We start from the raw sequence: 20,256 nt of genomic DNA, 5'->3' as shown, positions 1-20,256 counted from the left end.
TGACTTGTGTTCAGAAGCCCGGCTCGGACCGGCTGGTTCCCAACACTCAATGCGTGGTGACGAGAGAAGACGCACCGGCAGGGTACGAAGGAGTCTGGCGCTTCACCGCCCCTGCGGCGGACGCCTCCGTACCGGAAGCCAGGCACGCGGTCCGTGACCTGCTGAACCGGCAGGGCGTACCGGTCCACGACGATCTGGTGCAGGGGCTGCTGCTTATCGTCTCCGAGCTGGTCACCAACGCAGTACGTCATGCGGCGCTGCTCTCTCCGCAGCTGGCCGTAGAGGTGGCGATCGGCACGGAGTGGATCAGGGTCTCCGTGGAGGACAACCACCCCTACCGGCCCAAGGCCCTGGAGCGGGACTACGCGCAGACCGGCGGGCGCGGCCTGCTGCTCGTGCGGGAGATCACCGCCGAGGCCGGCGGGGTGTGCGACATCGAGCACACCGCGAGCGGCGGGAAGGTCATCTGGGTCGCCCTGCCGCTGGCGGGGGCGGTCGTCACCAGCCCGCGGCCGGGCCCGTCAGCTCTCTGATCGCCGGGCGCGCGGCGTCCAGCACGGTCATGAACCACGCCGAGAACGGCGCCTTCGCGTGCCGCTCGGCCAGCTCGTCCGGCGTAACGAACGACGTCTCGCCGACCTCCTCGGGGTCGGGCCGCAGCGCGCTCTGCGCCATCCCGACGAAGAGGTGGTTGTACTCCTGCTCGACCAGGCCCGAGTCGGGGTCCGGGTGGTTGTAGCGGACGGTGCCCGCCTCGGCGAGCAGCGAGGGGGAAATGCCCAGCTCCTCGTACGTACGACGGGCGGCCGCGGCGAACGGCGACTCCCCGGGGTAGGGGTGTCCGCAGCAGGTGTTGGACCAGACGCCGGGGGAGTGGTACTTGCCGAGCGCGCGGCGCTGGATCAGCAGCCGTCCGGACTCGTCGAAGAGGAAGACCGAGAAGGCGCGGTGCAGGCGGCCGGGAGCCTGATGCGCGGACAGTTTTTCCGCGGTGCCGATGGTATTGCCGTCCTCGTCGACCAGCTCGAGCAGGATCTCTTCCGCTGTGCCGTTCGACGAGCTGTTCGCCGCGGTGACTGGTGTGCTCGGCATGACCATCCTTCGCTGCTTCGGTTCCCGGCGTCCAAGTCTGCCGTACAAAAGCCTCTTGTCCGTACTTCGCGGAACGGACCGCATGTCCGCCCCCGCCGCGCGGCGCGGCGAGGGCGGACGATCCGTCAGCTCAGACGGTCCGCGGGCCGCAGTACATAGCCGGTGTAGCCGTACTCCGTGCCGTGTTCCGCGCGCATGGAGATCTCCTCGCGGGTGAAGGCGAGTGCTTGCTCCATTCCGGGCGTGGCGGGGTCGGCCGCGTCGGCGCGGGCGCCGAGCGGGACGTAGTACTCGTCCCAGTCGCTCTCGGGCTGTGCGTACACCCCGAGGACGTCGTAGCCCGCGGCGACGGCCGCGGCCGTGTTCTCGGACAGGCCGCGCATCGCCGGATAGTTCCGGTCCCAGAACGCGCGGGCCGCCAGTGACGGCTCGTCGGACGTCCACTCGCACTCGGTGACGACGAGCGCGCCGCCGGGTGCGACGAGGCGCCGCCACTTGCTCAGTGCGGTGTCGAAACCGATGCTGTAGGCGGAGCTCTCCGCCCAGACGAGGTCGAACGCCCCGTCGGGGAAGGGGAGTTCGCCCATGTCACCCTCGACGGTACGGATGGAGTCGCCGAGCCGGCGCGCTTCGGCGGCGCTCCGCAGCTCGGCGAGGAACGGCGCGTGCAGATCGACGGCCGTCACCTCGGCGCCGGTCTCGGCCGCCAGCAGCAGCGAGACCCTGCCCGGGCCGCAGCCCAGGTCGAGGACGCGCGGACGGGGCGGAAGAGGACCGGCGAGGGAGAGCAGATGGCGGGTGGTGGCGTCGGAGCCGGGACCCTGACGGGGGAGTCCGCCGTGCAGGGTCATGAAAGCCTGAACCATGACGTCGTGGTGGTCGGTCAACGTGAGAAACCCTTGGGTGTGAGGGCTCCGGCCGACGCGTACGAACGAGGGGTCAGCCGAGAGCCCGGGAGTTGAGGATGAACCGGACACTGCTCGCAGCAGCATCGACCGTGACGGTCATCAACCTCATCTCCCCTCATCGTGTCCCCGAGACCCGAATGTCTCTTCGAAGATTCTAACAGTCAATGGCAGAGCTTCGCTTCGTGCTCCGCGTGACCGCGCGGCTCCAGCTGGAATGTGCAGTGCTCGACGTCGAAGTGTTCGCCGAGGCAGCCCTGGAGGGCGTGCAGCATCTTCTCGTGCCCGACCGAGTCGAGGAATTCCTGGTTGACCACGACGTGCGCGGACAGGACCGGCATGCCCGAGGTGATCGTCCAGGCATGCAGATCGTGTACGTCGTCGACGCCGGGCAGATCGAGTATGTGCTCCCGCACGTCCGCCATGTCCACGCCCTTGGGCGCGATCTCCAGCAGCACGCTCAGCGTCTCCCGCAGCAGCTTCCACGTACGCGGCACGATCATGAGGCCGATGACCAGCGACGCGATCGGGTCGGCGGCCTGCCAGCCGGTCGCCATGATGATGCCGGCCGAGATCAGCACGGCGACCGAGCCGAGGGTGTCCGCGAGAACCTCCAGGAAGGCGCCGCGCACATTGACGCTGTCCTTCTGGCCCTTCATCAGCAGGGACAGCGAGACCATGTTGGCGACGAGACCGACCAGCGCGAAGACGATCGCCGTACCGCTCTTGGTCTCCGCCGGGGTGATGAAGCGGTCGACGGCCTCGAAGAGCAGGAAGCCGCCGACGCCGAGCAGCAGCAGACAGTTGGCGAGCGCGGCGAGGATCTCGGCCCTGGCGTACCCGAAGGTGGCCTTCGTGGTGGCCGGGCGGTTGGCGAAGTGGATCGCGAGGAGCGCCATCGCGAGTCCGAGGGCGTCCGTCGCCATGTGGGCCGCGTCCGCGATCAGCGCCAGCGAGTTGGCGAGCAGTCCGCCGACGATCTCGACCGTCATGACGGTCAGGGTGATGCCGAGCGCGATACGCAGCCGCCCCTTGTACGCGGCGGCCGCCGTGCCGGTGGGCGGCGGCCCGCCGTGCGTGTGCCCGTGATCGTGCCCTGCCCCCATGAAGGACGCCTCCCCGGTTGGTGTGATGGTCTGACCGGGTGCCAGTGAACTACGGGCGGGGGGTATGCGCAACACGGGACTGAACACCGTTGTCATGTCCTCTGACCTGCGGAAATGACCGCAGGTCAGAGCGCTGACAAGATCAGTTCCGGGCGGCCTCCGGATGCCGGAGAAGCCAGCCCTCCCACGCCGAGGCGACCATCTCGCGCACCCCGCGCCCGGCCGTCCAGCCGAGCTCCTTGGCGATCAGATCGGAGGAGGCGACGGCCTTCGCGGCGTCCCCGGGGCGGCGCGGCTCGACCACCGGGACGAGCGTGGAACCAGTGACCTCGGCCACCAGATCGGCGAGCTCGCGCACCGAGACGCCCTCGCCGCGGCCGATGTTGAAGGTGAGATCCGCCGCCTCGTCCCGCGTGGCCAGCGCCCGCGCGACCGACAGATGGGCGTCGGCGAGATCGGCGACGTGAATGTAGTCACGGATGCAGGTGCCGTCGGGCGTCGGATAGTCCGCCCCGAAGATCCGCGGGGCCTCGCCGCGCGTGATCCGGTCGAAGAACATCGGGATGATGTTGAACACTCCGGTGTCGGCCAGCTCCGGCCTCGCCGCACCCGCCACATTGAAGTAGCGCAGACACGCGGTCGAGAAACCGTGCGCCCGGCCCGCCGCCCGCACCAGCCACTCGCCGGCCAGCTTGGTCTCGCCGTACGGATTGATCGGCACGCAGGGGGCGTCCTCGGAGATCAGCTCCGCCTCGGGAATTCCGTACACGGCGGCGGAGGAGGAGAAGAGGAAGCGGCGCACCCCGGCCGCCACGACGGCCTCCAGCAGCACTGTGAGTCCGTACACATTCTCCCGGTAGTAGAGCAGCGGCTTCTCGACCGACTCCCCGACCTGCTTCCTCGCCGCGAGATGCACCACACCTGTGACGCCGTATTCGGCGAACGTGCGGTCGAGCAGCTCCCGGTCCAGTACCGAGCCGCGTACGAGCGCGACCTCCGCCGGCAGCCGGTCGGGAATCCCGGACGAGATGTCGTCCAGGACGACGACCCGCTCACCCGCCGCCGCCATGGTCCGCGCCACATGCGCGCCGATGTAACCCGCACCACCCGTGATCAGCCATGTCATAACGGCCACCCTAGGGTGTGTCCGGACCGCCGGAGGTCGCGGTTTGTGGGGCGGGGCATTGATCGACCAAGATGATCGCGCTTGATCGCGGCTGGGGGGACCGCGTCCCGGTCCGGTCTTAGCGGGGCGTTAACGGGCCGTGAACTCGCGCTTCCGTTCATCCGATAGCCTCTGCCGACATGCCTTCCCGCCCATGCCGGGCCGGAATGCCGCATGTCATTGCCGTGCAAGGCCAGCCATGCCCAGCCATGCCCAGCTCCAAGGAGTGAGTTCGTCTGCCGACCGCCATCCTCACCGGTCCGCCGGTACCCGGATCGCCACTCGAGGGCGATCTGCGGTCGCTGGGATTCGACGTACGGTACGTCGGGCCCGACGCCGACGCCGCCGAGCAGATCACCAAGCTCCTCGACGGGGCGCCCGCCGGTGAGCGGGTCGCGCTCGTCGACCCGCGCTTCGTCGGCCACGTCCACTCCCTGCGCCTCGCGCTGACGGACCCCCGCTTCCCCGCCGCCGCGGCCCCCGGCGCGCTCACCGCGCAGCCCGAAGCCCGAGCGGCGCTGGCGCACGCCGTGCGCGGCGCCGACGGCGGCGCCGGGCCCGACGCCGTCGCCGCCGCGCTCGACGCGAGCGGCACCGCCGTGCAGCGGCCGGAGCTCGGCTCGCTGGTCGCCGTCGTCGCCACGGAAGAGGACGAGCGCGAGCAGGCCCGCGCCGCCGTCGCCGCCGTCGACGAGGAGGCCGTACGGCTGCGTACGGCCGTGAAGTCCCGCGACGGCTTCTTCACCACCTTCTGCATCAGTCCGTACTCGCGCTACCTCGCACGCTGGTGCGCCCGCCGGGGCTTCACCCCGAACCAGGTCACCACCGCCTCGCTGATGACCGCGCTGATCGCGGCCGGCTGCGCGGCGACCGGCACCCGGGGCGGCTACATCGCGGCCGGCGTGCTGCTGCTCTTCTCCTTCGTCCTGGACTGCACCGACGGGCAGCTCGCCCGCTACTCGCTCCAGTACTCGACGATGGGCGCCTGGCTCGACGCGACGTTCGACCGCGCCAAGGAGTACGCGTACTACGCGGGCCTCGCGCTCGGCGCCGCCCGCGGCGGGGACGACGTATGGGCGCTGGCGCTCGGCGCGATGGTGCTCCAGACCTGCCGCCATGTCGTGGACTTCTCCTTCAACGAGGCGAACCACGACGCCGAGTCCAATACGAGCCCCACCGCCGCCCTCTCCGACAAGCTCGACAGCGTCGGCTGGACGGTCTGGGTGCGCCGGATGATCGTCCTGCCGATCGGCGAGCGGTGGGCCATGATCGCGGTCCTGACCGCCGTCACCACCCCCCGGATCGTCTTCTACGCCCTGCTCGTCGGCTGCGCCCTCGCCGCCCTCTACACCACGGCCGGCCGCGTGCTGCGCTCGCTGACCCGCAAGGCGCGGCGTACCGACCGCGCCGCGCAGGCCCTCGCCGACCTCGCGGACAGCGGCCCGATCGCCCAGGCAGTGGCGGCCCGGGGGCCGCGCCTCAAGGGCGCCTGGACCGCGCCTGCGGTCGCCTTCACCGGCGCCGCCGCCCTGGTCGCCACGGCGCTCACCCAGCCGTTCGGCAGCCGCCAGGTGATCATCGCGGCGGTCTTCTACGCGGTGCTCTCCGGCATAGCCGTCGCGCGTCCCCTCAAGGGCGCCCTCGACTGGCTCGTGCCCCCCGTTTTCCGGGCGGCCGAGTACGGCACGATCCTGATCCTCGCCGCCCGCTCCGAAGTGAACGGAGCGCTGCCCGCGGCCTTCGGACTGGTGTCGGCGGTCGCCTACCATCACTACGACACGGTGTACCGCATCCGGGGCGGCACAGGCGCGCCGCCCCAGTGGCTGGTGCGGACGATCGGCGGGCACGAAGGCCGGACGCTGGTGGCAGTGGTACTCGCCACCCTCCTGGCGGCGCGGAACACAGACCTCACCCTGGCGCTCACGGCCTTCGCTGTGGCCGTGGCGCTCGTGGTGCTGGTGGAGTCCACCCGCTTCTGGGTGTCCTCCGGAGCACCCGCAGTACATGACGAAGGAGAACCCGCATGATCGGCCTCGTACTGGCTGCCGGCGCCGGACGGCGTCTGCGTCCCTACACGGACACCCTCCCGAAGGCGCTCGTGCCCGTGGACGGCGACACGACCGTCCTGGACCTCACGCTGGGCAACTTCGCCGAGGTCGGCCTGACCGAGGTCGCGATCGTCGTCGGCTACCGCAAGGAGGCCGTCTACGCGCGCAAGGAGGCCCTTGAGGCGAAGTACGGCCTCAAGATCACGCTGGTCGACAACGACAAGGCCGAGGAGTGGAACAACGCCTACTCCCTGTGGTGCGCGCGTGACGTCCTCAAGCAGGGTGTGATCCTCGCCAACGGCGACACGGTCCACCCGGTCTCCGTCGAGAAGACGCTGCTCGCCGCCCGCGGCAAGGGCCAGAAGATAATCCTCGCCCTCGACACGGTGAAGAGCCTCGCCGACGAGGAGATGAAGGTCATCACGCAGGACGGCCAGGGCGTCCGGCGGATCACCAAGCTGATGGACCCGGCGACCGCGACCGGTGAGTACATCGGCGTCACGCTGATCGAGCCCGAGGCCGCCGAAGAGCTCGCCGACGCGCTGAAGACGACCTTCGAGCGCGACCCCGACCTCTACTACGAGGACGGCTACCAGGAGCTGGTCAACCGCGGCTTCACCGTCGACGTGGCCCCCATCGGCGAAGTGACGTGGGTCGAGATCGACAACCACGAGGACCTCGCGAGGGGCCGGGAGATCGCGTGCCTGTACTGACCCGGCTCATCCCGTCGCCGGTCGTCGTCGACATCAGCTGCGGCGCCATGGATGATCTGGCCGGCCTGCTGGCCGACCAGCGGATCTCCTCGTCCGGCAAGCTGGCCATCGCGACCAGCCCCGGCTCGGGACTGACCCTGCGCGACAAGCTCGCGCCGGTGCTGCCGGGCGCCGACTGGTACGAGGTCGCCGACGGCACCATCGACTCCGCCGTCAAGCTCGCCGACGACATCAAGGGCAAGCGGTACGACGCCGTGGTCGGCCTCGGCGGCGGCAAGATCATCGACGTGACGAAGTACGCGGCGGCGCGGATCGGTCTGCCGATGGTCGCCGTCGCGACGAACCTCTCGCACGACGGTCTGTGCTCGCCGGTGTCCATCCTGGACAACGACAACGGCCGCGGCTCCTACGGCGTACCGACCCCCATCGCCATGGTCATCGACCTCGATGTGATCCGCGACGCCCCGGTCCGGTTCATCCGGTCCGGCATCGGCGACGCGATCTCCAACATCTCGGCCGTCGCGGACTGGGAGCTGTCCCACCGCCTCCACGGCGAGCCGATCGATGGACTGGCCGCCGCCATGGCCCGTACGGCGGGAGAAGCCGTCCTCCGCCACCCCGGCGGTGTCGGCACCGACGACTTCCTCACGGTCCTCGCCGAATCCCTCGTGCTCTCCGGTATCGCCATGTCGATCAGCGGCGACAGCCGCCCCTCGTCCGGCGCGTGCCACGAGATCAGCCACGCCTTCGACCTGCTGTACCCCAAGCGGGCCGCGAGCCACGGCGAGCAGGTCGGCATCGGCGCCGCCTTCGCCATGCACCTGCGCGGCGCGCACGAGCAGTCCGGCCTCTTCGCCGAGGTACTGCACCGGCACGGCCTGCCGGTGCTGCCGGAGGAGATCGGCTTCAGCGTCGACGAGTTCGTCCAGGCCGTCGCCTACGCACCGCAGACCCGCCCGGGACGCTTCACGATCCTGGAGCACCTGAACCTGTCCACCGACCAGATCAAGGACGCATACGCCGACTATGCAAAAGCCATCAGTAGCTGAGCTCCGACCGGTCGTTCACCCCCCGGGTGTGAAGGACCGGCGCAGCGGCGAGCACTGGGCCGGCCGGCTCTACATGCGCGAGGTCTCGCTGCGCGTCGACCGCCATCTGGTGAACACGCGGGTCACGCCCAACCAGCTGACCTATGTGATGACCGTCGCGGGTGCCCTCGCCGCCCCGGCACTTCTGGTACCGGGCATCCCGGGCGCCCTGCTCGGCGTGCTGATGGTCCAGCTCTATCTGCTGCTCGACTGCGTCGACGGCGAGATCGCCCGCTGGAAGAAGCAGTACTCGCTCGCCGGGGTCTACCTGGACCGGGTCGCCGCCTACCTGTGCGACGCGGCGGTCCTGGTCGGCTTCGGCCTGCGCGCCGCCGATCTGTGGGGCGAGGGGCGAATCGACTGGCTGTGGGCCTTCCTCGGCACACTGGCCGCGCTCGGCGCGATCCTGATCAAGGCCGAGACCGACCTCGTCGGAGTCGCCCGTCACCAGGGCGGGATGCCGCCGGTGAAGGAGTCGGCGTCCGAGCCGCGCTCGTCAGGAATGGCGCTGGCCCGCAAGGCCGCAGCCGCGCTGAAGTTCCACCGGCTGGTCCTCGGGGTCGAGGCGTCCCTGCTGATCCTCGCCGCGGCGATCGTGGACAGCGTCAGGGACGACCTGTTCTTCTCGCGGCTCGGTGTCGCCGTCCTGGCCGGGATCGCACTCCTGCAGACCGTGCTCCACCTCGTGTCCGTCCTCGCTTCCAGCAGGCTGAAGTGACGGCCGCGGGCACGGGCACCGGCCTGAAGGTCGGCGCCGTCATCATCACGATGGGCAACCGGCCGGACGAGCTGCGCGCCCTCCTCGACTCGGTCGCCAAGCAGGACGGCGACCGCGTCGAGGTCGTGGTCGTCGGCAACGGCTCCCCGGTCACCGGTGTCCCCGAAGGCGTACGGACCGTCGACCTGCCGGAGAACCTCGGCATCCCGGGCGGCCGCAACGCCGGTATCGAGGCATTCGGCCCCAGCGGCGCCGAGATGGACATCCTGCTCTTCCTCGACGACGACGGTCTGCTGGCCCACCACGACACGGCCGAGCTGTGCCGCCAGGCCTTCGCCGCCGATCCGAAGCTCGGCATCATCAGCTTCCGGATCGCGGACCCCGACACGGGGGAAACCGCGCGCCGTCACGTCCCGCGGCTGCGCGCCGCCGACCCGCTGCGCTCCTCGCGCGTGACGACCTTCCTCGGCGGCGCGAACGCCGTACGTACCAAGGTCTTCGCCGAGGTCGGCGGGCTGCCGGACGAATTCTTCTACGCCCATGAGGAGACCGATCTGGCCTGGCGGGCGCTCGACGCCGGCTGGATGATCGACTACCGCGCGGACATGGTCCTGTACCACCCGACGACGGCTCCTTCCCGGCACGCCGTCTACCACCGCATGGTGGCCCGGAACAGGGTCTGGCTCGCGCGCCGTAACCTGCCGGCCCTCCTGGTGCCCGTCTACCTCGGCGTATGGCTGCTGCTCACGCTGGCGCGGCGCCCCTCCGTACCGGCGCTGAAGGCATGGTTCGGCGGCTTCAAGGAGGGGTGGACGACCTCGGCCGGACCACGCCGTCCGATGAGATGGCGTACCGTCTGGCGACTGACCCGGCTCGGCCGACCTCCTGTCATCTGACAAGCTCGGGTCTGAAAGCATCGGGTGCACGCGGACCTGTAGCCCGTTCCTGCGCCTTACTGCCTGCGCATCTTGAACACGAAAGTTTCAACTTGTGAGTGACACAACCCATGACGGTGCGGTCGCGACGAGCGCCCCGCCATCTCCCGACGACGGACTTACCCCGGCGGAGCTCGCCGCCAAGTACGGCCTGTCGGTGAGCGGTGCCCGGCCGGGGCTGATCGACTATGTCCGGCAGCTGTGGGGCCGCCGCCACTTCATCCTCGCGTTCTCGCAGGCGAAGCTGACCGCCCAGTACAGCCAGGCCAAGCTCGGCCAGCTGTGGCAGGTGGCGACTCCGCTGCTGAACGCCCTCGTGTACTTCCTGATCTTCGGCCTGATCCTGGAGGCCGACCGGGGCATGAAGCGGGAGGTGTACGTCCCCTTCCTGGTCACCGGTGTGTTCGTCTTCACCTTCACCCAGAGCTCGGTGATGGCCGGCGTACGGTCGATCTCCGGCAACCTGGGCCTGGTGAGAGCGCTGCACTTCCCGCGCGCCTCGCTGCCGATCTCCTTCGCGCTCCAGCAGCTCCAGCAGCTGATGTTCTCGATGATCGTGCTGGTCATCATCGCGATGGCGTTCGGCAGCTACCCCTCGCTCTCCTGGCTGCTGGTCCTCCCCGCGCTGGCCGTCCAGTTTGTCTTCAACATCGGCCTCGCGCTGATCATGGCCAGGCTCGGCAGCAAGACCCCCGACCTCGCCCAGCTGATGCCCTTCGTGATGCGTACGTGGATGTACGCGTCCGGCGTGATGTTCAGCATCCCGGTCATGCTCGCCGACAAGGACCTGCCCGGCTGGGTCACGGACGTGCTCCAGTGGAACCCGGCGGCCGTCTACATGGATCTCATCCGCTTCGGCCTGATCGACGGGTACGGCTCCGAGAACCTGCCCCCGCACGTCTGGGGCGTCGCCCTGGGCTGGGCGCTGCTCGTGGGCCTCGTGGGCTTCGTGTACTTCTGGAAGGCTGAGGAGAGGTACGGCCGTGGCTGATGACAACAAGCAAGGACGCGTCCCCACGGTCATCGCGGACGACGTGCACATCGTGTACCGCGTCAACGCCGGCGCGGGCGGTCGCGGCAGCGCCACCGCCGCCCTGAACCGCATGATGAAGCGCGGCAAAGGCGACTCACCCGGGGTACGCAAGGTGCACGCCGTCCGCGGTGTCTCCTTCACGTCCTACCGGGGCGAGGCGATCGGTCTGATCGGCACGAACGGATCGGGCAAGTCGACCCTGCTCCGTGCCATCGCGGGCCTGCTGCCGACCGAGCAGGGCAAGGTCTACACCGACGGCCAGCCGTCGCTGCTCGGCGTGAACGCGGCGCTGATGAACGACCTGACCGGTGAGCGCAACGTCATCCTCGGCGGCCTCGCCATGGGGATGACGCGCGAGGAGATCCGCGAGCGCTACCAGCAGATCGTCGACTTCTCCGGCATCAACGAGAAGGGCGACTTCATAACGCTGCCGATGCGCACGTACTCCTCCGGCATGGCGGCTCGCCTGCGCTTCTCCATCGCCGCCGCCAAGGATCACGACGTACTCATGATCGACGAGGCGCTGGCGACCGGTGACCGGAAGTTCCAGATCCGCTCCGAGCAGCGCATTCGCGAGCTCCGCAAGGAGGCCGGCACGGTCTTCCTGGTCAGCCACAGCAACAAGTCGATCAGGGACACCTGCGACCGCGTCCTGTGGCTGGAGAAGGGCGAGCTGCTGATGGACGGCCCCACGGACGAGGTCCTCAAGGCGTACGAGAAGGAAACCGGCCGCTAGCACCCGGGTCACCGTTCGGTGCCCCCGCCGGGTCCCTCCCGGCGGGGGTGCTGTGGTGTTTGCGTTGTCTGCGTGTCTGCGCGACGCGAGCGGTCCGGCGCGCCGTAACATGCCGGAATCGTCAACTCCGGCCACCTTCGGGAAGGTTGAGGCATATTGCTGCCTTGTTGCAATGCGCCCAACACCCCGGGGCGGTGCTGGTCGTTGTACAACGTAAGCTGTACCGGTGGGCGGCGTGTCCGAAATGGGATGTATTAGGTCGGCAGTGTAGAACGGGAGATGTGACGGCAATGGCTATGGAAACTCTCCAGCTCGAAGACGCTTACGCCGTCCCCGCACCGGGCAGCCCGCGATGACCGGAACCCGGCAGGTGCGCACCGACGCACACGCGCGCACGACCCTGGACAAGGCCGCCGACGAGAATTTCCCGGTGGCACCCTTCTTTCTGCCCCGCGCCTGGCGGGACGATCTGATGGCCGTCTACGGCTACGCCCGCCTCGTCGACGACATCGGCGACGGCGACCTCGCGCCCGGCGGCGCCGACGCCCGCCTGCTCGGCCTCGACCCCGCCCTGGCCGACGACCGCCTGATCGTGCTCGACGCTTTCGAGGCCGACCTGCGCCGCGTCTTCGACGCCTGTGGCGACGGCCCGCGCCACCCGCTCCTGCGCGCCCTGGTGCCCACCGTGCGCCGCTGCTCGCTCACCCCCGAGCCCTTCATCGGGCTCATCGAAGCCAACCGGCAGGACCAACTCGTACGCCGCTACAAGACCTACGACGACCTCGTCGCGTACTGCGAGCTGTCGGCCAATCCCGTCGGCCGGCTGGTCCTCCAGGTCACCGGCACCGCGAGCCCGGAGCGGATCCGCCGCTCGGACGCGGTCAGTACCGCCCTGCAGATCGTCGAACACCTCCAGGACGTCGGCGAGGACCTCGGCCGCGACCGGATCTACCTGCCCGCCGACGACATGGCGCGCTTCCACGTCGAGGAAGCCGATCTTGCCGCGCCGTCCGCGAACGCCTCGGTGCGCGCGCTGATCGCGTACGAAGTGGAACGCGCCGGGCGCCTCCTCGACGAAGGCATCCCCCTCGTGGGCAGCGTCAACGGCAGACTCAAGCTGCTGCTCGCCGGTTTCGTCGGCGGCGGACGCGCCGCGCTCACGGCGATCGCCGCCGCCCACTACGACGTGCTCCCCGGACCGCCCAAGTCCACCAAGCTCAGCCTGCTGCGCGCGGTGGGAGCAGTCCTGCGATGAGACCGAAGAGAGGGGTGAGCCGGCCCGTGGAAGGACTCACGCAGAGGTCCGCACCGGTACTCGCCGCGTACAGCTACTGCGAGGCCGTGACCGGACAGCAGGCGCGCAATTTCGCGTACGGCATCAGGCTTCTGCCGACCGACAAGCGCAACGCGATGTCGGCGCTGTACGCGTTCTCGCGGCGCGTGGACGACATCGGTGACGGCGTCCTCACGCCCGGCGTCAAGCAGGCGCGGCTCGAGGAGACCCGCGCGCTGCTCGACCGGATCCGCGCGGGCATCATCGACGACGACGACACCGACCCGGTCGCCGTGGCGCTCTCGGACGCGGCCCGCCGCTTCCCGCTCCCGCTCGAAGGGCTCGACGAGCTCATCGACGGCGTCCTCATGGACGTACGCGGCGAGACCTACGAGACCTGGGACGACCTGAAGGTCTACTGCCGGTGCGTCGCGGGCGCCATCGGGCGGCTCTCCCTGGGCGTGTTCGGCACCCAGACCGGCGCGCGCTCCACCGAACGCGCCGCCGAGTACGCCGATACGCTAGGCCTCGCCCTCCAGCTCACCAACATCCTCCGCGACGTCCGCGAGGACGCCGAGAACGGGCGCACGTACCTGCCCGCCGACGACCTCGCCAAGTTCGGCTGCTCGGCGGGCTTCCAGGGCCCCACCCCGCCCGAAGGGTCCGACTTCACGGGCCTGATCCACTTCGAAGTACGCCGCGCCCGGGCCCTGTTCGCCGAGGGCTACCGGCTGCTGCCCCTGCTCGACCGGCGCTCCGGCGCCTGTGTCGCAGCCATGGCCGGCATCTACCGGCGGCTGCTGGACCGCATCGAGCGCGACCCCGGGGCCGTGCTGCGGGGCCGCGTCTCGCTGCCGGGACGAGAGAAGGCGTACGTCGCCGTACGCGGCCTGTCGGGCCTCGACGCCCGGCACATCACCCGCAACCACAGCAGGAGGCGGGTCTGATGAGGCCCGTTGCGGCCGGCGGGACGAACGGGTACAAGGGACGCGCAACCCCCCGGCGGGCTGACGCGTCCCTGACTGCAACGGCCCGTCGTGCGTACATCGTCGGCGAGGTCCGAGGGGAGGGCGCATGACACGCTCCATGCCGGCCGGGCCCGGGGCACCGGGGCACGCGGTCGTCGTCGGAGGAGGGCTGGCCGGCGTCACGGCCGCGCTCCAGCTTGCGGAGGCCGGGATGCGGGTGACGCTGCTCGAAGGGCGCCCGCGCCTGGGCGGCCTCGCGTTCTCCTTCCGCCGCGGCGACCTCACCGTCGACAACGGCCAGCACGTCTACCTGCGCTGCTGCACCGCCTACCGCTGGTTCCTGGAGCGGGTGGGGGGCGCCGCGCTGGCGCCGCTGCAGAGCCGTCTCGACGTACCCGTGCTCGACGTCGGCCGGGCGGCGGGACCCCGGCTCGGACGGCTGCGCCGCACCGCGCTGCCCGTACCGCTGCACCTCGCCGCGAGCCTGGCGACGTATCCGCACCTGTCCCTCGCCGAACGTGCGAGCGTGGGACGGGCCGCGCTCGCCCTCAAGAAGCTCGACCCGGCCGATCCGGCGCTGGACGGTGTGGACTTCGCCACCTGGCTGGGCCGCCACGGGCAGTCCCGGCGCACCATCGAGGCCCTGTGGGACCTCGTCGGCGTCGCGACGCTGAACGCGACCGCGCCGAACGCCTCGCTCGGCCTCGCCGCGATGGTCTTCAAGACCGGGCTGCTCTCCGAGCCGGGCGCCGCCGACATCGGCTGGGCGCACGTACCGCTCGGCGACCTGCACGACACGCTCGCCCGCAAGGCGCTCGACTCGGCGGGTGTACGGACCGAGCTGCGCACCCGGGTCGCCTCCATCTCCCGTTCGGCAGAAGGTGGTTGGGAGGTCGAGACGGCAGGGGAGCGGATCGCGGCCGACACCGTCGTGCTCGCCGTACCCCAGCGCGAGACGCACGCACTGCTGCCCGAGGGCGTCATCGACGCCCCCGACCGGCTGCTCGACATCGGCACCGCGCCGATCCTCAACCTCCATGTCGTGTACGACCGCAAGGTGCTGCGCCGGCCCTTCTTCGCGGCGCTCGGCAGCCCCGTGCAGTGGGTCTTCGACCGCACGGAGTCCTCCGGGCTGAAGGGCGGCGGGCAGTACCTCGCCGTCTCCCAGTCCGCGGCCCAGGACGAGATCGACGCGCCCGTCGCCGAGCTGCGCGAGCGCTATCTGCCCGAGCTGGAGCGGCTGTTGCCCGCCGCGCGCGGTGCGGGCGTACGCGACTTCTTCGTCACCCGGGAGCGGACAGCGACGTTCGCTCCCACCCCCGGCGTCGGACGGCTGCGCCCCGGCGCCCGTACGCACGCGCCCGGCCTGTACCTGGCGGGCGCGTGGACCGCCACCGGATGGCCCGCGACCATGGAGGGCGCCGTGCGAAGCGGCATCACCGCCGCCGGCGCGGCCCTCCGCGAACTCGGCCGCGTCCATAAACATCCGTTGCAGGAGGCGGTATGAGCACTGGTATGGAAACAAGAGGAGAGCCTGTGACCCCGGTGAATCCGGTCGACAACACCACGGTGGACATCGCCGCGCTGCTCGAGCGCGGCCGCACCATGTCCACGCCGGTGCTGAAGGCCGCCGTGGACCGGCTCGCGCCGCCCATGGACACCGTCGCGGCGTACCACTTCGGGTGGATCGACGCCCAGGGCCGGCCGGCCGACGGTGACGGCGGCAAGGCGGTACGGCCGGCGCTCGCGCTGCTGTCGGCGGAGGCGGCGGGCGCGCCGCCCGAGATCGGCGTCCCCGGCGCCGTCGCCGTCGAACTCGTACACAACTTCTCGCTGCTCCACGACGACCTGATGGACGGCGACGAGCAGCGCCGGCACCGTGACACGGTGTGGAAGGTGCACGGCCCCGCGCAGGCGATCCTCGTCGGCGACGCGCTCTTCGCGCTCGCCAACGAGCTGCTGCTGGAGATGGGCACCGTCGAGGCGGGGCGTGCCACGCGCCGGCTCACCACCGCCACCCGCAAGCTCATCGACGGCCAGGCGCAGGACATCTCCTTCGAGCACCGCGAGCGGGTCACCGTCGAGGAGTGCCTGGAGATGGAGGGCAACAAGACGGGCGCGCTGCTCGCCTGCGCGGTCTCCATCGGCGCGGTGCTCGGCGGGGCGGACGACCGTACCGCCGACACGCTGGAGGCGTACGGCTACCACCTCGGTCTCGCCTTCCAGGCTGTCGACGACCTGCTCGGCATCTGGGGCGACCCGGACGCCACGGGAAAGCAGACCTGGAGCGATCTGCGCCAGCGCAAGAAGTCCCTGCCCGTCGTGGCGGCGCTGGCCGCGGGCGGTCCGGCGTCGAAGCGGCTCGGCGAGCTGCTCTCCGCCGACGCCAAGAGCAACGACTTCGAGAGCTTCTCCGAGAAGGAGTTCGCCACCAGGGCGGCTCTGATCGAGGAGGCGGGCGGCCGTGAGTGGACGGCGCAGGAAGCCCGCAGGCAGCATGCCGTCGCCATCGAGGCGCTGGACGGCGTCGACATGCCCCCGCAGGTCCGTGCGCAGCTCACCGCGCTCGCGGACTTCGTCGTCGTACGAAAGAGATGATCAGCATCCGCCTCATATGACTCGCAAGTCGCCGTCCGGTGCCGGGACCCGCCGTAAACCCGGCACCGGACGACGTCAGACCCCAGCACAGCAGATGTCCAACTGCCACGAAGGGGAAGCCATGACAGCGACGACCGACGGAAGCACCGGGGCCATGAAGCCCCGCGCAGCCGCGGCCAGCGAATTCGCCCAGCAGACCAAAAACACCAACACCCCCAACACCCCCAACACCAACACCAACACCACCGACGTCCTGGACGCGGCGCGGCGGGCCACGGACCGCGCGGTCGCGCATCTGCTTGCCAAGCAGGACGATCAGGGCTGGTGGAAAGGTGACCTCGAAACCAATGTGACGATGGACGCCGAGGACCTGATGCTCCGTCAGTTCCTTGGCATTCAGGACGAGAAGACCCTCGGGGCCGCCGCTCTCTTCATCCGCGACGAGCAGCGCGACGACGGCACCTGGGCCACCTTCTACGGCGGACCCGGCGACCTCTCCACCACCATCGAGGCGTACGTCGCCCTGCGGCTCGCCGGAGACCTGCCGGACGCCGCGCACATGGAGCGTGCCGCGGCCTGGATCAGGGAGCGCGGCGGCATCGCCGCGAGCCGCGTCTTCACCCGGATCTGGCTGGCGCTGTTCGGCTGGTGGAAGTGGGACGATCTGCCCGAGCTGCCACCCGAGCTGATCTTCCTTCCCCCGTGGTTCCCGCTCAACATCTACGACTTCGGCTGCTGGGCGCGGCAGACCATAGTGCCGCTGACCGTGGTCTCGGCGAAGCGGCCGGTGCGTCCCGCGCCGTTCGCGCTCGACGAGCTGCACACCAACGCCCGCGTGCCGAACCCCCGCAAGCGGCTTGCCACGCCCACCAGTTGGGAAGGCGCCTTCCAGCGGCTCGACAAGGCCCTGCACGTCTACCGCAAGTTCGCCCCTGCCAGGCTGCGCGGCGCGGCGATGAAGCGCGCGGCGCGCTGGATCATCGAGCGGCAGGAGAACGACGGCTGCTGGGGCGGCATCCAGCCGCCCGCCGTGTACTCGCTGATCGCGCTCCACCTGCTCGGATACGACCTGGACCATCCGGTGATGCGCGCCGGACTCGAATCGCTCGACCGGTTCACGGTGTGGCGCGAGGACGGTTCCCGCATGATCGAGGCCTGCCAGTCGCCGGTCTGGGACACCTGCCTCGCCACCATCGCGCTCGCCGACGCGGGGGTACGGCCCGACGACCCGGCGCTCGTCAAGGCCGCCGACTGGATGATGCGCGAGCAGATCGTGCGGCCGGGTGACTGGGCCGTACGCCGGCCAGGGCTGGAGCCGGGCGGCTGGGCGTTCGAGTTCCACAACGACAACTACCCGGACATCGACGACACCGCCGAGGTCGTTCTGGCGCTGCGGCGCGTCGCGCACCCGGACCGCGCGTGGACCGAAGCGAGCATCGAACGCGGCGTCCGCTGGAACCTGGGAATGCAGTCCAGGAACGGTGCCTGGGCCGCTTTCGACGCCGACAACACCAGCCCCTTCCCCAACCGGCTGCCCTTCTGCGACTTCGGCGAGGTCATCGACCCGCCGTCCGCCGACGTCACCGCCCATGTGGTGGAGATGCTGGCCGTCGAGGGCAAGGCACACGACCCGCGCACCCGGCGCGGCATCGAGTGGCTGCTGGGCCAACAGGAGCCGAACGGCGCCTGGTTCGGACGCTGGGGCGTCAACTACGTCTACGGAACAGGGTCGGTCGTACCGGCACTGACCGCGGCCGGGCTGCCCACCGCCCACCCCGCGATCCGCCGCGCCGTCGACTGGCTGGAGTCCGTCCAGAACGACGACGGGGGCTGGGGCGAGGACCTGCGCTCGTACCGTACGGCCGACTGGGCCGGTCGCGGCGCCTCGACCGCTTCACAGACCGCGTGGGCGCTGCTCGCACTCCTCGCGGCGGGGGAGCAGGAGGCCAAGTCCGTCGAGCGGGGCGTCGCCTGGCTCGCCGAGACCCAGCGGGAGGACGGCTCCTGGGACGAGCCGTACTTCACGGGGACCGGATTCCCGTGGGACTTCTCCATCAACTACAACCTCTACCGGCAGGTCTTCCCGCTCACCGCTCTCGGGCGGTACGTCCACGGGGAGCCCACTTTCCCGGACCTGGGCATCCGGGAAGGGACCTGATGGGCCTGATGGACCCGATGGGTCCGATGGACCCCATGCGCCGGACCTCGGAGCCCCCGCGGCCCGCACCGCTGCTGATCGCCTGCGCGCTCGGCATCGAGCGGTTCGCGCTGCGCAGCGGTGCGCGCAAGGAGGTGCCGGGGCCGCCCGTGACCGTTGTGCGTACGGGCATGGGGCCCAAGGCGGCCGAGGAGGCCGTCACCCGGGCGCTCGCCCCCGGCGGACCGGCCGAGGACGCCTGCGTCATCGCGTCCGGCTTCTGCGCGGGACTCGCACCCGGGATGCACCCCGGGGACCTGATCGTCGCCGACGAGACCCGCGGCCCCCGCGGCAGCACCGCCTGTACGGGCGTGGAGCTGCTGGCGAAGGCGCTGGCCAGGGCGGTGCCCGGGCGCACCGTCCACACCGGCCCGCTGACCGGCGCCGACCACGTCGTACGGGGACACGAGCGGGCCGAGCTGCGGGCAACCGGCGCCATCGCGGTGGACATGGAATCCGCCGCGACGCTCTGGAGCGCGCTGCGGGCCGGGCCGCGTCCGGTTGCGGCCGTTCGGGTGGTCGTGGACGCTCCGGAGCACGAGCTCGTACGCATTGGGACGCTTCGCGGTGGAATATCGGCCTTTCGTGTTCTCCGCGCAGTTCTGCCGGCTTTTTTTGAATGGCACCGTTCTTTGCTGCTCCCCAGGAGGTGAGCTAGATGGCCATGCCGCTCCGTCAGACCATCAGGGTCGGGACGTACCTCGTTGAACAAAAGCTCCGCAAGCGTGAGAAGTTCCCGCTCATCGTCGAGCTCGAACCTCTTTACGCCTGCAACCTCGCATGCGAGGGCTGCGGCAAGATCCAGCACCCCGCCGGGGTTCTGAAGCAGCGCATGCCCGTGGCCCAGGCCGTGGGCGCCGTACTTGAGTCGGGCGCTCCGATGGTGTCCATCGCGGGTGGCGAGCCGCTGATGCACCCTCAGATCGATGAGATCGTGCGGCAGCTGGTGGCGAAGAGGAAGTATGTATTCCTCTGCACCAACGCGCTGCTGATGCGCAAGAAGATGGAGAAGTTCACGCCGTCGCCGTACTTCGCCTTCGCCGTGCACATCGACGGGCTGCGGGAGCGGCACGACGAATCGGTGGCGAAGGAAGGGGTGTTCGACGAGGCGGTGGAGGCGATCAAGGAGGCCAAGAAGCGCGGCTTCCGGGTCACCACCAACTCCACCTTCTTCAACACGGACACGCCGCAGACGATCATCGAGGTGCTCAACTACCTCAATGACGACCTGAAGGTGGACGAGATGATGATCTCGCCCGCCTACGCGTACGAGAAGGCTCCCGACCAGGAGCACTTCCTCGGGGTCGAGCAGACCAGGGAGCTGTTCAAGAAGGCGTTCGCGGGTGGCAACCGGCGGCGCTGGCGGCTGAACCATTCGCCGCTCTTCCTGGACTTCCTGGAGGGCAAGGCGGACTTCCCGTGCACGGCGTGGGCGATTCCGAACTACACGCTCTTCGGGTGGCAGCGGCCCTGCTACCTGATGAGCGACGGGTACGTCGCGACGTACCGGGAGCTCATCGAGGACACCGACTGGAGCAAGTACGGGCGGGGCAAGGACCCGAGGTGCGCCAACTGCATGGCGCACTGCGGCTACGAGCCGACGGCCGTCCTCGCGACCATGGGCTCGCTCAAGGAGTCGCTGCGCGCGGTCCGCGATACGGTCTCGGGAAGCCACGGGTGA

At 70.1% G+C, this 20,256-nt stretch carries 18 protein-coding genes and 1 pseudogene; 15 read left to right on the top strand and 4 right to left on the bottom strand.

Annotated features, from left to right (window positions below; translation table 11 throughout):
• Positions 1-53: 53 nt before the first annotated feature.
• Positions 54-533 (top strand): ATP-binding protein, encoded by a 480-nt coding sequence (locus tag ABZX79_RS28185; RefSeq protein ID WP_355263518.1) that lies wholly within the window; start codon positions 54-56, stop codon positions 531-533.
• Here ABZX79_RS28185 and idi read toward each other — a convergent pair.
• The 4 genes and pseudogenes from idi to galE all read right to left on the bottom strand — a co-directional run bounded on the left by idi (position 499) and on the right by galE (position 4,229).
• Positions 499-1,092: an isopentenyl-diphosphate Delta-isomerase gene (gene idi / locus ABZX79_RS28180; RefSeq protein ID WP_355263515.1), complete on the bottom strand. Its 594-nt coding sequence runs from the start codon at positions 1,090-1,092 to the stop codon at positions 499-501. The two genes, ABZX79_RS28185 and idi, sit on opposite strands and share 35 nt — an antisense overlap.
• Positions 1,093-1,229: 137 nt before the next feature.
• A pseudogene (locus tag ABZX79_RS28175) lies at positions 1,230-1,979 on the bottom strand (class I SAM-dependent methyltransferase); the annotation flags it as partial.
• Between the two features lie 182 nt (positions 1,980-2,161).
• Positions 2,162-3,103, bottom strand: coding sequence for a cation diffusion facilitator family transporter (locus tag ABZX79_RS28170; protein ID WP_355263512.1), 942 nt, complete (start codon positions 3,101-3,103; stop codon positions 2,162-2,164).
• Between the two features lie 142 nt (positions 3,104-3,245).
• Positions 3,246-4,229, bottom strand: coding sequence for a UDP-glucose 4-epimerase GalE (gene galE, locus ABZX79_RS28165; RefSeq protein WP_355263509.1), 984 nt, complete (start codon positions 4,227-4,229; stop codon positions 3,246-3,248).
• 275 nt (positions 4,230-4,504) lie between these two features.
• On the opposite strand from galE, the gene ABZX79_RS28160 reads away from it, so the two are divergent.
• The 14 genes from ABZX79_RS28160 (at position 4,505) to hpnH (ending at position 20,256) form a co-directional block, all read left to right on the top strand.
• Positions 4,505-6,295, top strand: a complete 1,791-nt coding sequence (locus ABZX79_RS28160; protein ID WP_355263616.1) for a DUF5941 domain-containing protein — start codon at positions 4,505-4,507, stop codon at positions 6,293-6,295.
• A complete protein-coding gene (locus ABZX79_RS28155; RefSeq protein WP_355263506.1) occupies positions 6,292-7,029 on the top strand; it encodes a phosphocholine cytidylyltransferase family protein in 738 nt (245 codons plus the stop codon). The genes ABZX79_RS28160 and ABZX79_RS28155 overlap by 4 nt, the downstream gene beginning before the upstream one ends.
• On the top strand, positions 7,017-8,078 hold the full coding sequence (locus ABZX79_RS28150) for an iron-containing alcohol dehydrogenase family protein (protein ID WP_355263503.1): 1,062 nt from the start codon (positions 7,017-7,019) through the stop codon (positions 8,076-8,078). The genes ABZX79_RS28155 and ABZX79_RS28150 overlap by 13 nt, the downstream gene beginning before the upstream one ends.
• Positions 8,056-8,835 (top strand): CDP-alcohol phosphatidyltransferase family protein, encoded by a 780-nt coding sequence (locus tag ABZX79_RS28145; RefSeq protein ID WP_355263500.1) that lies wholly within the window; start codon positions 8,056-8,058, stop codon positions 8,833-8,835. The genes ABZX79_RS28150 and ABZX79_RS28145 overlap by 23 nt, the downstream gene beginning before the upstream one ends.
• Complete coding sequence (locus ABZX79_RS28140) at positions 8,832-9,731, top strand: glycosyltransferase (protein WP_355263497.1); 900 nt, start codon at positions 8,832-8,834, stop codon at positions 9,729-9,731. The genes ABZX79_RS28145 and ABZX79_RS28140 overlap by 4 nt, the downstream gene beginning before the upstream one ends.
• Before the next feature lie 94 nt (positions 9,732-9,825).
• Positions 9,826-10,761 (top strand): ABC transporter permease, encoded by a 936-nt coding sequence (locus ABZX79_RS28135; protein ID WP_355263494.1) that lies wholly within the window; start codon positions 9,826-9,828, stop codon positions 10,759-10,761.
• Positions 10,754-11,539, top strand: a complete 786-nt coding sequence (locus ABZX79_RS28130) for an ABC transporter ATP-binding protein (RefSeq protein ID WP_214979048.1) — start codon at positions 10,754-10,756, stop codon at positions 11,537-11,539. Before ABZX79_RS28135 ends, ABZX79_RS28130 begins: the two co-directional genes overlap by 8 nt.
• 352 nt (positions 11,540-11,891) lie before the next feature.
• Positions 11,892-12,794: a squalene synthase HpnC gene (gene hpnC / locus ABZX79_RS28125; RefSeq protein ID WP_355263490.1), complete on the top strand. Its 903-nt coding sequence runs from the start codon at positions 11,892-11,894 to the stop codon at positions 12,792-12,794.
• A gap of 26 nt (positions 12,795-12,820) precedes the next feature.
• Complete coding sequence (gene hpnD / locus ABZX79_RS28120; RefSeq protein ID WP_355263487.1) at positions 12,821-13,759, top strand: presqualene diphosphate synthase HpnD; 939 nt, start codon at positions 12,821-12,823, stop codon at positions 13,757-13,759.
• A gap of 127 nt (positions 13,760-13,886) precedes the next feature.
• On the top strand, positions 13,887-15,287 hold the full coding sequence (hpnE, locus tag ABZX79_RS28115) for a hydroxysqualene dehydroxylase HpnE (RefSeq protein WP_355263484.1): 1,401 nt from the start codon (positions 13,887-13,889) through the stop codon (positions 15,285-15,287).
• Entirely contained in the window at positions 15,284-16,378 is a 1,095-nt protein-coding gene (locus ABZX79_RS28110; protein WP_355263481.1) for a polyprenyl synthetase family protein, read from the top strand. Before hpnE ends, ABZX79_RS28110 begins: the two co-directional genes overlap by 4 nt.
• Positions 16,379-16,499: 121 nt before the next feature.
• Entirely contained in the window at positions 16,500-18,536 is a 2,037-nt protein-coding gene (gene shc / locus ABZX79_RS28105; RefSeq protein WP_355263478.1) for a squalene--hopene cyclase, read from the top strand.
• Between the two features lie 35 nt (positions 18,537-18,571).
• Positions 18,572-19,228 carry a 1-hydroxy-2-methyl-2-butenyl 4-diphosphate reductase gene (locus ABZX79_RS28100; RefSeq protein WP_355263475.1) on the top strand — a complete coding sequence of 219 codons (657 nt, stop codon included), beginning with the start codon at positions 18,572-18,574 and terminating at the stop codon, positions 19,226-19,228.
• Between the two features lie 5 nt (positions 19,229-19,233).
• Complete coding sequence (hpnH, locus tag ABZX79_RS28095; protein ID WP_355263472.1) at positions 19,234-20,256, top strand: adenosyl-hopene transferase HpnH; 1,023 nt, start codon at positions 19,234-19,236, stop codon at positions 20,254-20,256.

This window comes from Streptomyces sp. NPDC002994 (assembly GCF_040611155.1).
In the GTDB taxonomy this organism is placed as follows: domain Bacteria; phylum Actinomycetota; class Actinomycetes; order Streptomycetales; family Streptomycetaceae; genus Streptomyces.
The sequence above is the reverse complement of the archived record's forward strand: the minus strand, read 5'-3'. Positions and strand labels throughout refer to the sequence as shown.

What these genes read in the sequence shown, in the direction of transcription:
- idi (WP_355263515.1), bottom strand. Translation starts at nt 1,092, where the DNA reads ATGCCGAGCACACCAGTCACCGCGGCGAACAGCTCGTCGAACGGCACA.
- ABZX79_RS28170 (WP_355263512.1), bottom strand. Translation starts at nt 3,103, where the DNA reads ATGGGGGCAGGGCACGATCACGGGCACACGCACGGCGGGCCGCCGCCC.
- galE (WP_355263509.1), bottom strand. Translation starts at nt 4,229, where the DNA reads ATGACATGGCTGATCACGGGTGGTGCGGGTTACATCGGCGCGCATGTG.
- ABZX79_RS28155 (WP_355263506.1), top strand. Translation starts at nt 6,292, where the DNA reads ATGATCGGCCTCGTACTGGCTGCCGGCGCCGGACGGCGTCTGCGTCCC.
- ABZX79_RS28145 (WP_355263500.1), top strand. Translation starts at nt 8,056, where the DNA reads ATGCAAAAGCCATCAGTAGCTGAGCTCCGACCGGTCGTTCACCCCCCG.
- hpnC (WP_355263490.1), top strand. Translation starts at nt 11,892, where the DNA reads ATGACCGGAACCCGGCAGGTGCGCACCGACGCACACGCGCGCACGACC.
- hpnE (WP_355263484.1), top strand. Translation starts at nt 13,887, where the DNA reads ATGACACGCTCCATGCCGGCCGGGCCCGGGGCACCGGGGCACGCGGTC.
- ABZX79_RS28110 (WP_355263481.1), top strand. Translation starts at nt 15,284, where the DNA reads ATGAGCACTGGTATGGAAACAAGAGGAGAGCCTGTGACCCCGGTGAAT.
- shc (WP_355263478.1), top strand. Translation starts at nt 16,500, where the DNA reads ATGACAGCGACGACCGACGGAAGCACCGGGGCCATGAAGCCCCGCGCA.
- ABZX79_RS28100 (WP_355263475.1), top strand. Translation starts at nt 18,572, where the DNA reads ATGCGCCGGACCTCGGAGCCCCCGCGGCCCGCACCGCTGCTGATCGCC.
- hpnH (WP_355263472.1), top strand. Translation starts at nt 19,234, where the DNA reads ATGGCCATGCCGCTCCGTCAGACCATCAGGGTCGGGACGTACCTCGTT.